Source organism: Pseudomonas sp. CC11G (assembly GCF_056174845.1).
The window spans coordinates 30,187-43,974 of record NZ_JBWBZC010000017.1 but is presented as its reverse complement, the minus strand read 5'-3'; the positions used below and the strand labels follow the sequence as shown (position 1 = coordinate 43,974).

At 59.9% G+C, this 13,788-nt stretch carries 9 protein-coding genes and 3 pseudogenes; 9 read left to right on the top strand and 3 right to left on the bottom strand.

The window, feature by feature from the left end; translation table 11 throughout:
• Positions 1 to 798: 798 nt before the first annotated feature.
• The 8 genes and pseudogenes from AC0V2S_RS18920 (at position 799) to AC0V2S_RS18885 (ending at position 9,850) form a co-directional block, all read left to right on the top strand.
• A complete protein-coding gene (locus AC0V2S_RS18920) occupies positions 799 to 1,779 on the top strand; it encodes an AAA family ATPase (protein ID WP_475511065.1) in 981 nt (326 codons plus the stop codon).
• Positions 1,780 to 1,799: 20 nt separating this feature from the next.
• Positions 1,800 to 2,726, top strand: a complete 927-nt coding sequence (locus AC0V2S_RS18915) for a DUF58 domain-containing protein (RefSeq protein WP_475511142.1) — start codon at positions 1,800 to 1,802, stop codon at positions 2,724 to 2,726.
• Entirely contained in the window at positions 2,723 to 3,211 is a 489-nt protein-coding gene (locus tag AC0V2S_RS18910) for a DUF4381 domain-containing protein (protein WP_475511064.1), read from the top strand. The genes AC0V2S_RS18915 and AC0V2S_RS18910 overlap by 4 nt, the downstream gene beginning before the upstream one ends.
• Positions 3,198 to 4,194 (top strand): annotated as a pseudogene (locus tag AC0V2S_RS18905) (VWA domain-containing protein). Before AC0V2S_RS18910 ends, AC0V2S_RS18905 begins: the two are co-directional and overlap by 14 nt.
• Positions 4,194 to 5,798 (top strand): VWA domain-containing protein, encoded by a 1,605-nt coding sequence (locus AC0V2S_RS18900; RefSeq protein WP_475511063.1) that lies wholly within the window; start codon positions 4,194 to 4,196, stop codon positions 5,796 to 5,798. The pseudogene AC0V2S_RS18905 and the gene AC0V2S_RS18900 overlap by 1 nt, the downstream one beginning before the upstream one ends.
• Entirely contained in the window at positions 5,795 to 7,105 is a 1,311-nt protein-coding gene (locus tag AC0V2S_RS18895) for a BatD family protein (protein ID WP_475511062.1), read from the top strand. Before AC0V2S_RS18900 ends, AC0V2S_RS18895 begins: the two co-directional genes overlap by 4 nt.
• A pseudogene (locus tag AC0V2S_RS18890) lies at positions 7,102 to 8,102 on the top strand (HAD family hydrolase). Before AC0V2S_RS18895 ends, AC0V2S_RS18890 begins: the two are co-directional and overlap by 4 nt.
• A gap of 155 nt (positions 8,103 to 8,257) precedes the next feature.
• Positions 8,258 to 9,850 carry an arylsulfatase gene (locus tag AC0V2S_RS18885; RefSeq protein ID WP_475511061.1) on the top strand — a complete coding sequence of 531 codons (1,593 nt, stop codon included), beginning with the start codon at positions 8,258 to 8,260 and terminating at the stop codon, positions 9,848 to 9,850.
• Positions 9,851 to 10,224: 374 nt separating this feature from the next.
• Here AC0V2S_RS18885 and AC0V2S_RS18880 read toward each other — a convergent pair.
• Positions 10,225 to 11,042: pseudogene (locus AC0V2S_RS18880) on the bottom strand (transporter).
• 236 nt (positions 11,043 to 11,278) lie between these two features.
• Positions 11,279 to 11,863: a hypothetical protein gene (locus tag AC0V2S_RS18875; RefSeq protein ID WP_475511060.1), complete on the bottom strand. Its 585-nt coding sequence runs from the start codon at positions 11,861 to 11,863 to the stop codon at positions 11,279 to 11,281.
• Between the two features lie 821 nt (positions 11,864 to 12,684).
• Between AC0V2S_RS18875 and AC0V2S_RS18870 the strand changes: the two genes are divergently transcribed.
• Positions 12,685 to 12,924, top strand: coding sequence for a methyltransferase domain-containing protein (locus AC0V2S_RS18870; RefSeq protein WP_475511059.1), 240 nt, complete (start codon positions 12,685 to 12,687; stop codon positions 12,922 to 12,924).
• Between the two features lie 354 nt (positions 12,925 to 13,278).
• Here the strand turns inward: AC0V2S_RS18870 and AC0V2S_RS18865 are convergent, their stop codons facing one another.
• On the bottom strand, positions 13,279 to 13,782 hold the full coding sequence (locus tag AC0V2S_RS18865; protein WP_475511058.1) for a hypothetical protein: 504 nt from the start codon (positions 13,780 to 13,782) through the stop codon (positions 13,279 to 13,281).
• Positions 13,783 to 13,788: the final 6 nt, after the last annotated feature.

Here is a 13,788-nt window from a genome sequence, read left to right as displayed (position 1 = left end):
TCACCAGAAGCGACTTTGTTTTCCAGCGTCGGCTGCCCATCTGGATGGCTTTCAATGTGTCTTGCTGGTAGTCAGACTGACCTCGGACTTAGCGCTGGCCTGGGCTCGTAGGTCAGAGCCGCGCTCTACACGGTCAGTGCAAATCTTTTGTTGATGTCGGTGAAGTTGAAGTTGAAGTCAAACAACTGCTTCTTCCCCGCCGCATACCAATATTGGATATGCGTACCTTCGCAATCATCGGTTCCAGAACCACGCGACTCTTATTCGAGGCCAGCATTTACCGGGGATTGTATATAAAGGCCGTAGATTTAATGTTGCCGGTAAAGGTGCCTGCTACCTTCCATCCGCAATGCATATGGCCCTAGCCTCACTGCCCAAACTCCGAATCACTGCTAACTTAATTCGAGCACGCTGGTGTGGTCATGCTTTCCAGATCAGAGAGTTTAGAAAATGAATCTGAGAATGGGAGCTAGTCATTATTTATCCCTTTTTGGATCCTTCCAGTAGGGCTAACGATGGACGGGCCGTCTCGCCGACTGTTACTCGAACGAAGAGCTACGCATGCGATGCGCGGTTTCACTCAGCGGTTTTCCGGAGAGGGGCACCATCTCCGTTGTCTGCTAGTGCCCCGACCAATTCCGACCACGATTGGCAGAACACGGGTACCGATATGTATTTAATTGGGAGGCTGGTCTCTTAACCCGAAATCCCCGACCCAAATAGCTGCGGCGCCGACACCAACCTCTGGATCTTGCGCTCGCGCTTCGTCGGTAAGACAGACGCATTAAGGAGCACAACATGACCGTACGCAACGACATCCTCGCCCTGCAGGCCGCCATCGCCGAAAGCGTGCTCGGCCAGGAAGCGGTGATTCGCCAGGTGCTGCTGGGCCTGTTGGCCAACGGCCACCTGCTGCTGGAAAGCCTGCCGGGCCTGGCCAAAACCCGCACGGTAAAAGCTCTGGCCAAGCACCTGGCCACGAAGATGAGCCGTATCCAGTTCACCCCCGACCTGCTGCCCTCGGACATTACCGGCGCCGAGGTGCTGCACCAGGTGGAGGGCAAAAACGAGATCCGCTTTCAGCCAGGCCCGCTGTTCGGCAATTTGATTCTCGCCGATGAAATCAACCGCGCCCCGGCCAAGGTGCAGGCCGCGTTGCTCGAAGCGATGGAAGAACGGCAAATCACCGTGGCCGGCACCAGCCATCCGATGCCACCGTTGTTCTGCGTGCTGGCCACACAAAACCCGATTGAGCAGGAAGGCACCTACCCACTGCCTGAAGCGCAGATGGACCGTTTTCTGATGAAGATTACCCTCGACTACCCGCAACCTGCCGACGAAAGCCAGGTGCTGCGCCTGCTGCGCGAAGAGGAGCAAGCCGGCAGCGGCCATGGCGGTGACAAGCCCACGTTTACCCTCGATGAAGGAGCGATTTTCGCCGCGCGCAAAGAGGTCGCCGGCATCCATGTGGCGCCGGCCATCGATACCTATCTCATCGACCTGATCAACGCCACCCGCCACCCCGCCGACTACGACGCCGACCTCGGCCGCTGGCTGGCCATCGGCGCCAGCCCGCGTGGCGGCATCAGCCTCGACCGCGTGGCACGCGCCCATGCCTGGCTGAACGGGCAAGAGTTTGTCAGCCCCGACGATGTGCGCGCCGTGCTGCACCCGGTGCTGCGTCACCGCCTGCAACTGAGCTACGACGCCGTGGCCGATGGCATCAGCGCCGACCAGGTGCTGGACCGTCTGCTCGACCGCGTGGCCATTCCGGCCTAGCTGCCATGAACGCGCCCCGCGTGGAAATCGACGGCCTGGTGTACACCGGCCTCGCCCAACTGATGGCCCTGGAGTTTCAGGCGCAGGGCCTGAGCTTTGCCGCCCGCCAGCCACGCGCCAGCATTCTGGCTGGCGCCCATGCTTCGCGCCTGCGCGGTCGCGGGCTGAATTTTGATGAGCTGCGCCGCTACCAACCGGGCGATGACCTGCGCCACCTCGACTGGCGCGCCTCCTTGCGCACCGGCAAACCGGTGGTGCGCAGCTACACCGAAGAGCGCGACCGCCCGGCGCTGATCGTGGTGGACCAGCGCATGGCGATGTTTTTCGGCTCGGCGCGCAGCTTCAAATCCGTCACCGCCGCCGAGCTGGGCGCGTTGGCCGCGTGGATGGCCTTTCATGCCGGCGACCGGGTCGGCGGGCTGGTGTTCAACGACCAGCGTATCGAGGCCATCGCCCCGCTGCGCAGCCGCGCGCGCTTGCAGCAACTGTTCGCCAGCATCGCCCGGCAGAACCAGGCGCTGCACGCGCAAAGCCCCGATGCCGAAGGTGAAGACCAGCTCGACCAGGTCCTGCAACGCTGCCTGCAAGTGGCCGGTCATGACCACCTGATTTGTATCGTCAGCGACTTTGCCGGCGCCGGCCCGCGCACCCTGCAACTGCTGCGCGAGCTGTCGGCACATAACGACGTGGTGGCCATGCAGGTCATCGACCCGCTGGCCCTCAAGCTGCCGGGCACCGGCCGCGTGTTGGTCACCCAGGGCGAGTTGCAGGTGGAGCTGGCCGTGGAGCGCAAACAGGTGCGCCAGCCTTTGAGCAGTTTTCTCACTGGCCGTTTGCACGAGGTCGCCGACCTGCTGCGCCGCAGCCAGGTGCCATTGATGTTGTTCAGCACCGGCGAAGAAGCCCTGCCGCAACTGCGCCGTGAACTGGGCAGGACTGTGCAATGAAAGACCGCCCAGATATCAGCCAGCTGAAAGAAATCGCCCTGCCTACCCCGGTCAGCTATATGCCGCAGACCTGGGGATGGCTGCTGGTGTTGGCGGCGCTGGTCATCGCCGTGCTGGCGTTCGCCGCCTGGCGTTATTGGCGCTGGAGGCGCGACCGTTATCGCCGCGAAGCGTTGCTGCGCCTGGCCGAGCTGGAACAGGCCTACGCCGCCAATAGCGAGGCGCTGCGCGACTTGCCGGAATTGCTTAAACGCGTGGCGCTGTCGATGCCCGGCGATGTGACCGCCGCCAGCCTCGGCGGCGAACAGTGGCAGCGCTTTCTGCAAGACCGCAGCCGCGAACAACTGCCGGCCGACTTTGCCCGCCAATTGGCGCTGCTGGCCTACGCGCCGCCGGCGCAATTGCAGGCCCTGGCCAGCGCACGCGGCCCGGCACTGCTGGCGCAAACCCGGCGCTGGGTGGAGACACACCATGTGGCAGCTTGATTACCCCTGGTTGCTGCTATTGCTGCCGCTGCCGTGGTTGGGCTACCGCTGGCTGCGCCCTTATCGCGAGGGGCGCACGGCGCTACGCGTGCCGTTTTTTGCCGCCATGAGCCGCGCGGTCGGCCAAGTGCCCAGCCCCGCCGCCAGCCGCGACAGCCGCTGGCAACTACTGCTCAATCTGCTGGTGTGGGCCTTGGTGTTGGTGGCGGCGGCGCGCCCGGTGTGGGTGGAGCCGCCGCTTACGCGCACCGAGCCGGTCCGCGATCTGATGCTGGCGGTGGATATTTCCCAGTCCATGGAAACCACCGACCTCACCAACGCCGCCGGCCAGCGCAGCGACCGGCTGAGCGTGGTGAAGAAAGTGGTGCGCGGCTTTATTGCCCAGCGCAAAGACGATCGCCTTGGCCTGATCGTGTTCGGCACCGGCGCCTTTGCCCAGCACCGCTGACCCGCGACCACAGCAGCCTGAACATCCTGCTCGATGAAGTGGGCATCGGCATGGCCGGGCCCAATACCGCGATTGGCGATGCCATCGGCCTGACCATCAAGCTGTTGGACAAGGCCCAGGAAACCGACAAGGTGCTGATTCTGCTCACCGACGGCAACGACACCAGCAGCGCCATTCCACCGGACCATGCGGCACAGATGGCGCGGCCAAGGGCATCGTGATTCACACCATCGGCATTGGTGACCCGACGGCCGAGGGCGAAGCCAAGGTGGACCTCTCCGCCCTGCAACGTATCGCCAGCACCACCGGCGGCCAGTTCTTCCAGGCCGGCGACCGCGCGGCGCTGGAGCAGGTGTACGCCACCCTCGACCGCCTGACCCCGCACGACGTAAAAAAACTCAGCCACCAGCCCAAGCGCGATTTTTTCTGGCTGCCGTTGGGTGCCGCCTTGCTGCTGATGCTGGCGTATCACCTGCTGACGTTGCTGCTCTCGCGCCTGCGGTTTGAGCCCGCACCCAAGAAGCAGGAGGGCTGATGGACATCGACCTGGCTGCCTTCCATTTTCTGCGGCCGCTGTGGCTGTTGCTGATCGCTGCCGGCATCGCGCTGGTTTTGGTCTGGCGGCATAACCAGGACCTGATCAAACGCCTGGGCACCAGCATTGCCCCGCACCTGCTGCGTCATCTGCTGATTGCCCCCACCGAGCAGCAGCGCTGGCGGCCGGTGCACCTGGTGGCGGCGTTGCTGGTACTCGGCGGCATTGCCGCTGCCGGGCCGACCTGGCAACAAGACCGCCCAGCGTTTGTGGAAAACCGCGCGCCGCTGATTCTGGCGTTGGACCTGTCGCCGTCGATGGACGCCAGCGATATTTCCCCCACGCGCCTGCAAGCGGCCAAGCACAAACTGCACGACCTGATTCAACGCCGCGCCGGCGCACGCACGGGGCTGGTGGCCTACGCCGGCAGCGCTCACCTGGTGTTGCCGCCGACCGACGATGCCGACCTGCTGGACGGCTTTCTGCAGGCGTTATCCACAGGCCTGATCGAGCGCCAGGGCAAGGATGCGATTGGCGCCATCGAGCAGGCCAAGCGGCTGCTTAACAACGGCGAAGAGTCGCAACCGGGCACGTTGGTGTTGGTCACCGATGGCGCCGACAGCCAGCAGTTCGCCGACCTGCCCAAGCACCTCGACGGGAGCGACCTGCAAGTGCTGGTACTCGCCGTCGGCAATGCCGATGGCGGCATGGTGCGCGATGGCAGTGGCCAGCCGGTGATCGACAGCAACGGCCGCCCGGTACTCGGCGGCTTCGATCAAGCCGCGCTTAAGCAATTGGCGGACGCCGCCGACGCGCCACTGGGCAGCCTGACCCTGAACAACGACGACCTCGACTGGATAGAACTGCACGCGCAAAAACACTTTCAGGACGCCAACGACGCCCAGCAGGACGTGCACTGGAAAGACGCCGGTTACTGGCTGACCTGGCCGCTGGCGCTGCTGGCGTTGTTGGCTATCCGTCGCGGCTGGAGCCTGCACTGGACCGCCGCTTTACTGCTGGCCAGCGGCTTCGCGATCAACCCGGCGCCCGCCCAGGCCGGGGTGATCATGGATGCGTTTTTCACCCCCGATCAACAAGGCCGCTGGGCCTTCGAGCATGACCATATGCCCGAGGCTGCGGCCGCGTTTCACGACCCGTATTGGCAAGGCATCGCGGCGTATAAAGGCTCGGATTACGACCTGGCGCTGGCCAGCTTCGCCAGGCTGAACACCGCCCCGGCCTATTTCTACCTGGGCAATATCTACACCCGCCGCTTCAAGTTCGCCGAGGCCATCGCCGCCTATACCCAGGCGCTGAAGCTGCAGCCGCAATTTCCCGAAGCCACCTTCAACCTGGCCTTGGCCATCGCCCTGCAAAAGGACTACGAGGACGCGGCGGAAAAAGCCCCGGACGTAAAACCGGACGAAACCAAAGTGGACAACCAGCACCCGGCCGGCAAAGGCAAAAACGTGGTGGTGGAGAAGGCCGCTTCCGATGAACTGTGGCTGCAGAACCTCAGCACCTCGCCGGCCAAGTTTCTCAAGCAGAAATTCAGCCTGCAGGATGCGGCGGCTAATTCGCCAGCCAAGCAGGTGCAGCCATGAAGCGCCTGTTGCTGCTTTTTCTGCTGCCCGGCCTCGCGTGGGCCGAGGCCCCGCAGTTGCAGGTGGAAGCGCAACTGGAGCCGGCCGGGCAGGTGATGGTTGGGAGCACCGTGCGCCTGGAAGTCACCGTATTTACCGACACCTGGTTCACCAGCGCGCCGCAGTTGGAACCGCTGCAATTGCCCGGCGCTCTGGTGCAGGCGCCTGGCGGCGAGGCAGAGAAATACAACAAGCAACAGAACGGCAAAACCCTGTTCGGCCTGCGCTATGCCTACCTGATATCCCCGAACCAGGCCCAGGTATTTGCCATTCCGGCGCTGGCGATCACCGCCACACCGGGGCAAACCACCGCGCCCATCACCGTGCATAGCTTGCCGCTGAATTTCACGGCCCAGTTGCCGCCTGGCTTTAAATCGGGCGAGCCGGTGTTGGTGGCCAATGCCCTGCGTTTTAGTCAGCGCATCAGTCGACCCGACGGCGAATTGAAGGTCGGCGACAGCGTGGTCCGCGAACTGACCCTGGAAGCCGATGGCGCCCAAGCCATGTTGCTGCCGCCTCCCGTACAGAAGGCGGTCGACGGGTTGTCGGCCTTCCCCGCTGCACCGCGTATCGAGCCCATTAGCGACGGCCGGGGCGGCTTTACCGGCGGGCGACGCATCGACAGCATCAGCTACCGCGTGGACCAGAGCGGCAGCTTCACGTTGCCAGCCATTGAGCTGAGTTGGTGGGACACCAACAGCCAGCAAAAGCGCACCGTCAGCGTGCCCGCCGTCGACTTCAAAGCCAGCGCCAACGCCGGTTACAAGGCCCCGTTTTCCATCACCGCCGACCTCGCGCAACTGGGCCAGAACCGCCGCCTGCACCTGACTGCCTACTGGTTGGTCGCCATCGCGGCAGTGCTGATCTTGTTACTGATTTATACCGCCCGCCCTTGGTGGCGCCGCGCCCGGGAGGCATGGCAGCGCCAGCGCGAAGCGCGCCGTTTGGCTTGGCTGGCCAGCGCCGACTACGCCTGGCAGCAAGTGCCTGGCCAGCTCCAACAACAGCCGCCGCAACTGACTGCGCTGTACCTGTGGCTGCGCCGCTCGGCAGGTTTTCGCACTTTTGTGCAAGTTCCCCTCGCACCGGCAAAGCGGCTGCTAGGCTTGCTCAACGGACGCTATGCCAAAGAGGGCCAAGGTGCCGCTATTTGGCCAGTATTGGAGCCGCTGCTGCCTGAATTGCACGACGCGTTGCAGCCTGCCCAAAAGCCGCAACGCCATACCTTGCTACCGTTAAACCCTCGTCACGCAAAGGATCGCCAATGACTCGTTTGTACCGCCCGTTTTCGCTGCTGCATTGGCTCTGCCTGTTGGCCTTACTGCCGGCGTTGGCGCAGGCGGCGGACCCATTGCCGGCATGGAATGAAGGCCCCTCCAAACAGGCCATCACTGCGTTCGTGCAGGCGGTTACCGAGGAAGGCGGCAAAGATTTCGTTGCACCGGCCGAGCGCGTGGCCGTGTTCGATAACGACGGCACCCTGTGGAGCGAGCAGCCAGCCTATTTCCAGGTGCTGTTTGCCTTCGATGAATTCAAGCGCCTGGCGCCCGAGCACCCGGAATGGAAAAAAGACCCCGCGCTTAATGCCCTGCTGAGCGGCGATAAAAAGCCTTTGCCGCCACCGGTATGGATGGCCTGATGAAAGTGATCGGCGTGACCCACACCGGCATCAGCACCGAACAATTCGAGGCCAATGCCCGCGCCTGGCTAGCCAAGGCCAAGCACCCGAAAACCCAGAAGCCGTACACCGAGATGGTGTTCCAGCCGATGCTCGAATTGCTCGCCTACTTGCGCGCCAATGGCTTTAAGACCTACATCGTCTCCGGCGGCGAAGTAGCCTTTATGCGCACCTTTGCCGAAGAGGTGTACGGCATTCCACCGGAGCAGGTGATCGGCACCACCTTCGTTTCCCAATACCAGTTCAACGATGGCAAGCCGGTGATTCTGCGCACCCCCAAACTGGCCCATAACGACGACGGCCCCGGCAAACCGGAAAGCATCGATTCGATCATTGGCCGCCGTCCTATTCTGGCCTTCGGCAACTCTGACGGTGACCAGCAAATGCTCCAGTGGACGGCAGCGGGCAAGGGCAAACGCCTGATGGGCCTCGTGCACCACACCGACGCCACCCGCGAATGGGCCTACGACCACCCCTCACAGATTGGCGAACTGGATAAAGCACTGACCCGGGCCACCGCCGACAAATGGACGGTGGTGGACATGAGCAAGGAATGGAAAAAGGTTTACCCCTTTGAATCGCAGTAGCGACTCCAGAGCAACGCAAGACGCAACACAATGCGGCACCCGAAGGTAGTCGAACGTCACGGCCAGCGCGCAAGCAGAGGCCGCTACAACGGAAGTATTCGGAGTAATCAGTCGGCCGCCTGCAGGCGGTTTATGGATGAAATGGAGACAAAAAAATGACACATGTACGTAAATGGCTCCCGAGGTTGGCGTTAACCGCCGCCGCGGTCATGGGACTCTCGGCAGCCGCCGGCGCCGCTGACAAACCCAACATTCTGGTGATATTCGGCGACGATATCGGCCAGACCAATATCAGCGCCTATTCCTTCGGGGTGGTCGGCTATAAAACGCCGAACATCGACCGCATTGCCAAGGAAGGCATGATGTTCACCGACTACTACGCCGAGAACAGTTGTACGGCGGGGCGCTCGACGTTTATTACCGGACAGGCAACGCTGCGTACCGGGCTGTCCAAGGTCGGGCTACCAGGCGCCACCGTAGGCTTGCAGGCGCGTGATATCACGATTGCCCAGGCGCTTAAATCCCAGGGTTATGCCACCGGCCAGTTCGGCAAGAACCACCTTGGCGACCGTGACGAATACCTGCCCACTGCCCACGGCTTCGACGAATTTTTCGGCAACCTGTACCACCTCAATGCCGAAGAAGAACCGGAGCGCGAGTTCTGGCCAAAAGATGAGCCGCAATTCACCAAAGCGTTCTCTCCACGCGGGGTTATCCACAGCTTTGCCGACGGCAAAATTGAGGACACCGGCCCACTGACTGTCAAACGTATGGAAACCATCGACGACGAAACCACCGCCGCCGCGCAGGAATTCATCAAGAAACAAGTGGCGGCCAACAAGCCGTTCTTTGTCTGGATGAATACCACCCGCATGCACTTGTTCACCCATGTGCGCGAATCGATGCGGGGCCAAAGCGGTATGGCCGGTAACGAATACGCCGATGGCATGGTTGAACATGATGGCGATGTGGGCAAACTGCTCGGCACCCTTGATGAGCTGAAAATCGCCGACAACACCATCGTGGTGTACACCACCGACAACGGCCCGAACCAGTTCTCCTGGCCGGACGCGGCGACCACGCCGTTCCGCAACGAGAAGAACTCCAACTGGGAAGGCGCTTTCCGGGTACCGGCAATGGTCCGCTGGCCTGGCAAGATCAAGCCGGGTGAGGTCAGCAACCAGATGTTCTCTGGCCTGGACTGGTTCCCCACTCTGTTGGCGGCTGCTGGCGACACCGAGGTGAAAGACAAACTGCTCAAAGGCTGGGCGCCCACCACCGGTGGCAAGAGCTTCAAAGTGCACCTGGACGGTTACAACCAACTGCCTTACATCACCGGGCAAAAGCCTGATAGCGAGCGCACCGAGTTCTACTACTTCAACGATGACGGCGTGCTGGTTTCCATGCGCTACAAGAACTGGAAGGCGGTGTTCTGCGAACAACGTGCGCCAGGCGGTTTCAAAGTGTGGAGCGAACCTTTCGTATGCCTGCGTGTGCCGAAAATGTTCAACCTGCGCATGGACCCGTATGAACGCGCAGATATCGTTTCCGACCAGTACTACGACTGGACCACCAAGAACGTCTTCCTGACTGAACTGGCAGTAACCAAGTCGGCTGCGTTCCTGCAAACCTTTATCGAGTACCCACCAAGCCAGAAACCGGCGAGCTTCAGTGTCGACCAGATTCGCGCGGCGGTAGACGCGAAGATCGAAGAGGAAACCAAGAAACACGCAGCGCCCGTGCAATAGGCGCTAACCGTTGCTCGTCAGGTGGCGACCAACCTGTTTTACTTCGGAACCGGCCCTCGCGCCGGTTTCGTCGTATTTAACTCTGCACCTGCTTTTGTCCGCAGCCGCCAAGAAGGGGGAGAAACGAAATTTGTCTGCGAGCGGTCCAAATTCCTCGGCAACTCTTATGCCTGTCCGTATTTAGACGTGGCTGTGTAAAAGCATTTTCAACCGCAGCAAAGGCCAAAAGTCGGACTGAAAAATGCGCTTCTACACGATATCCATATCTGCCGGACCTACCGATAAATTTCAGATTTCGCGTAGACGCGCGCACTTCAATTTTTGGCTCAGCGCTACACACTCTGGTCCAATAGCTGCCGTTCAATCGCCACCAATCACTTGGGAAACAGCAACGTCACCATGGCGCGAAAGCCCCACCCCTGAGCCCCATCTTCCGGACTGTCTGCCCAATAGCGCGGTCCCACCTGGATGGTCAGCGGTTGGCCTCCGATTTTCAGCAGTTGGGTAACGTTTAGGTTTACCGGCACTGCCCATTCACGGGTTTGCCAGTTGTAGGTGGACTCGGTGTTCATCCCGAAGGTCGTGAAGCTGCTGTTGGTGTAGGAAAGGAAGGGTTGCAGAAAGGTCTGGTTGACCTTGTCTTTGTTGTTTGGCGGGCTGCCATTGAGGCCCCAGATATGGTTCGCCAAGATGCCGTGGGTCCATCCATTGGCCTGTTTCAGCGCCACCACCGTCGGGCCTGCGCCCCACTGCTCACTGCCGAGCAAATCGTCGCTCGCGGTGGGAATCAACAGCGCCGGCCCAAAGCCCAAAATCCAGCCGTCGGCGGTGGGTTCTTTCGGCGAGAAGAAAAAGCTCTGGGTGATATCGCCGCTGCCGGTTTTGTCTGCGGCGCCATTTGGTGCCAGACCGTGCTGATCCACGATTGGAAGAATGGTGCGTGAAATCAGGTTCCAATCCTCGTTCAGATTGAACGGCAGCACCGGCTGGATATTGGTCACGCTGTGCATGCCCTTGTCCGTCGGCCCCATTTTCTGATCCCAGTTGTACTGGATAGGCAAGCTGTACATCGCTGCCACGGGGTTAAGGGATTTTTCGCCAACTCGGCCGAGTCATCGGCCCGAACGGATAGGGTAAAGCAAAGCGCTAGCGCGCTAATCGATGACGCAATTTTAAATGGATTAATAGCCATTTTTTACCTTTCCACGTCTGCATCGCGAGACACCAGCGCTATCGATGGATAGCGCGAGTGTGAGGGACTTATGATCCTGCTTACTTCACCTTCACCACGCCATTCGGTTTCCAGTTTTGGTCGTAAAACGTGCCTTCGGCGCCATGCGCATGGCCACGATGAAGTTACGACTAGGTATGGTTTAGATAAAGGCGCTGTCGGCAATGTCGTTGGGCTTCTCGGGGCCAAACCTGATTTCAATAGACCCATCGGCCTGTTTGGGAGTGTCGAAGTAGCCATCGGACCTTTTTGCGAGAATCGCCTCGGCTTTTAGTTCGTGGCTGGCGGAAGCGGCCCAAGAACATTTTTTTCAGTCGATCCGGCCCTAAAGCCCGCGCCAATTCCGAGATGATGCAATACATGAATATCAAGGTAATGAGCAAAATTTGAACCGCCCAGAATTGAGGCCAGTTAATAGATGTCCATAGCATTGAGTTAGCTTCGGTGATGCTTGGAGCCTCTTTCCAAAATTCGTACAGCCGCTCCAGATAATGGACCGCGAGCGCGACCAACGAATACATCAAGGTCTTCCAGGAGACGTTCCAGATCAGCGGCTTTTCGGGAAAGCGATTGATGAAGGGCAGCATCTCTGCGACCAACACCGATTTGCCGAGCACCAAGGAGGCGATCAGAATCGATGCGGAAATTGGAAGCGGAACACCCGTGCTTTTAAGCATGAGCCCACGAATGAGGGCCACGATATGCAGAATGATGAAAAAGAATAAGGTGGGCGGAACCGCCTTGAGCGCTTCATGCTTCAATTTAAGCAGCACTGTTTTCATATTCCCCCCAGTCGGCGTAGTAGCAATGCTTGGCGTTCAGTGATCGATTCAGCCTAGTGCAATTATTGGGCTCTACCATCATCACTACCCGAACAAGGACTCGCTGCTGCGGCGTGCGGACTTGGACCTATGAGCGTTGGCGTTGTGGATATGGGGATGATTCTGTCCACTTATGGCCGAGGCTGTGTAAAAACCTTTTCAAGGGCAGCAAGACCAAAAGTCGGGCTAAAAAACGCGTTTCTACGCAAAATCTATATCTGCGGACCTATCGATAAATTTCAGTTTCGCATAGACGCGCGAGCTTCAATTTTGGCCCAGCGTTTTTACGCACACAGGACCAAAAGCGGCCGTATTGTCCTCCGTTTAGCTATCAAAGACTGAATGTGCGCAAGACTTAGCCAACTTGAAACGCCTCACTTGGCATGGCTACGCTGCTTAGCGTCAAGTGGTCGTAGGCCAAAACGACGCCACACCATGATCGTCCCATTCACGGGGGTCTCACGGCGATGGCAGGTACTCATAAGTCAGCTCGGATCTGCTTCAACGCAGAAACCGGCACACGCACCCAGGGCCGCCCGGATTATCCGAGCGAAATCCACGCATGTTTAAGCGACCGTTTGGGGGCAGGCCCGGGAACCGCGTATTGAGTTGAGTACCGCTACCGGAAAGTTCACGCGACAACGGGCCTCAGCAAACTTCGATTCGATCGCTATCGAACCGGACGAAGCCATGCGAGTAGAGTTTGCCAAACACTTGCCGGACATTAAGGTGCTGGATGGAATGGCGGAGTCGATCTCCCTCCAAACGGAACGGCGCAAGCCTTGGTTTGCGCCCAAGCGTTCCACTGGGTCGCAAATGAAGCTGCGCTTAGTGAGATTCAACGGGTGCTCAAGCCAAAGGGCCGACTTGGACTCATTTGGAGTGGCCGTGATGAGTCGGTGGGTTGGATGGCTGCCATCACCAAAATCATTGTTCCTTACGAAGGCGATACTCCACGCGTTCATACGGGCGATTGGCCACGAGTGCTCAAAAAAACAGCCGCGTCTCGGAGCCCGGGCTGACCTGCTTCAACTACACCATTCGGGCAGCGCACAGTCCTTCATAGAGGACCGATTCTTGTCTGTGAGTTTTATTGCGGCGCTACCCGCGTCCGAAAAAGCCAAGGTTGCGGATCAACTGATGGCGTTGATTAACACCCACCCTACCCTTCGCGGACGGGATACCGTCATGTTTCCTTTGCTGAGCTCAGTTTTATAAACGCTCAGAACGGTTTCGATATAAATAGAATGATTTATTTCTCAACCTCTAACCATCTGCATGTTGGCCGATTGCAACGTGTTATAAATCGCCGCAACCGGGCCGAAAGCGAACCTTCTACGTAGACATGCATCTAACGCCAGACTGATAGTCTGAGCTCAATGACTTGCTGCGAAGGCTCGGCGCCAGCGTGTGGTAATACGTTCGCGCTGGGTTTCATTGGCGCGGATGTAAAGTAGGTCGAGGCCGAGGGCATCGTCGATGTTCAATTGGCCTTTTTCCAAGGCCAGCAATACCCCTTCGCCTGTAATCACTACCGCTTGGTCGCTTGTGGGGCTAGCTACATGCAGTTCACTGGCCAGCGTGGAGCCTGTGTTGCGATAGCGTATCCACAGGCCGGACTCGACCAGGAGCAAACTGAAACCGTCCTGGCCCTCGGTCGAACCCAGGGTTGTATCGAGCTTCTCCAGTGTCTTCAGCACGCGGCGCATACCGAAGCCGCCGGGCAGCTCAATCGGTTCGGCGATACGCTTGTCCTGATAGGCAGCCCGCATGGCGAGCGCCACGTTCAGCGAGTCAGGGTCGGCTGTGGTCAGGTCGACCGCCAAGCCATCAAAGCTGCACGCACCGGCTGGGTTGGCGCTGCCAAGCAGCAGCGCCAACCCTAG

Excerpts from the sequence above, each read along its gene's own strand:
- AC0V2S_RS18895 (WP_475511062.1), top strand. The coding sequence starts at position 5,795 with ATGAAGCGCCTGTTGCTGCTTTTTCTGCTGCCCGGCCTCGCGTGGGCC.
- AC0V2S_RS18900 (WP_475511063.1), top strand. The coding sequence starts at position 4,194 with ATGGACATCGACCTGGCTGCCTTCCATTTTCTGCGGCCGCTGTGGCTG.
- AC0V2S_RS18885 (WP_475511061.1), top strand. The coding sequence starts at position 8,258 with ATGACACATGTACGTAAATGGCTCCCGAGGTTGGCGTTAACCGCCGCC.
- AC0V2S_RS18920 (WP_475511065.1), top strand. The coding sequence starts at position 799 with ATGACCGTACGCAACGACATCCTCGCCCTGCAGGCCGCCATCGCCGAA.
- AC0V2S_RS18910 (WP_475511064.1), top strand. The coding sequence starts at position 2,723 with ATGAAAGACCGCCCAGATATCAGCCAGCTGAAAGAAATCGCCCTGCCT.
- AC0V2S_RS18875 (WP_475511060.1), bottom strand. The coding sequence starts at position 11,863 with ATGAAAACAGTGCTGCTTAAATTGAAGCATGAAGCGCTCAAGGCGGTT.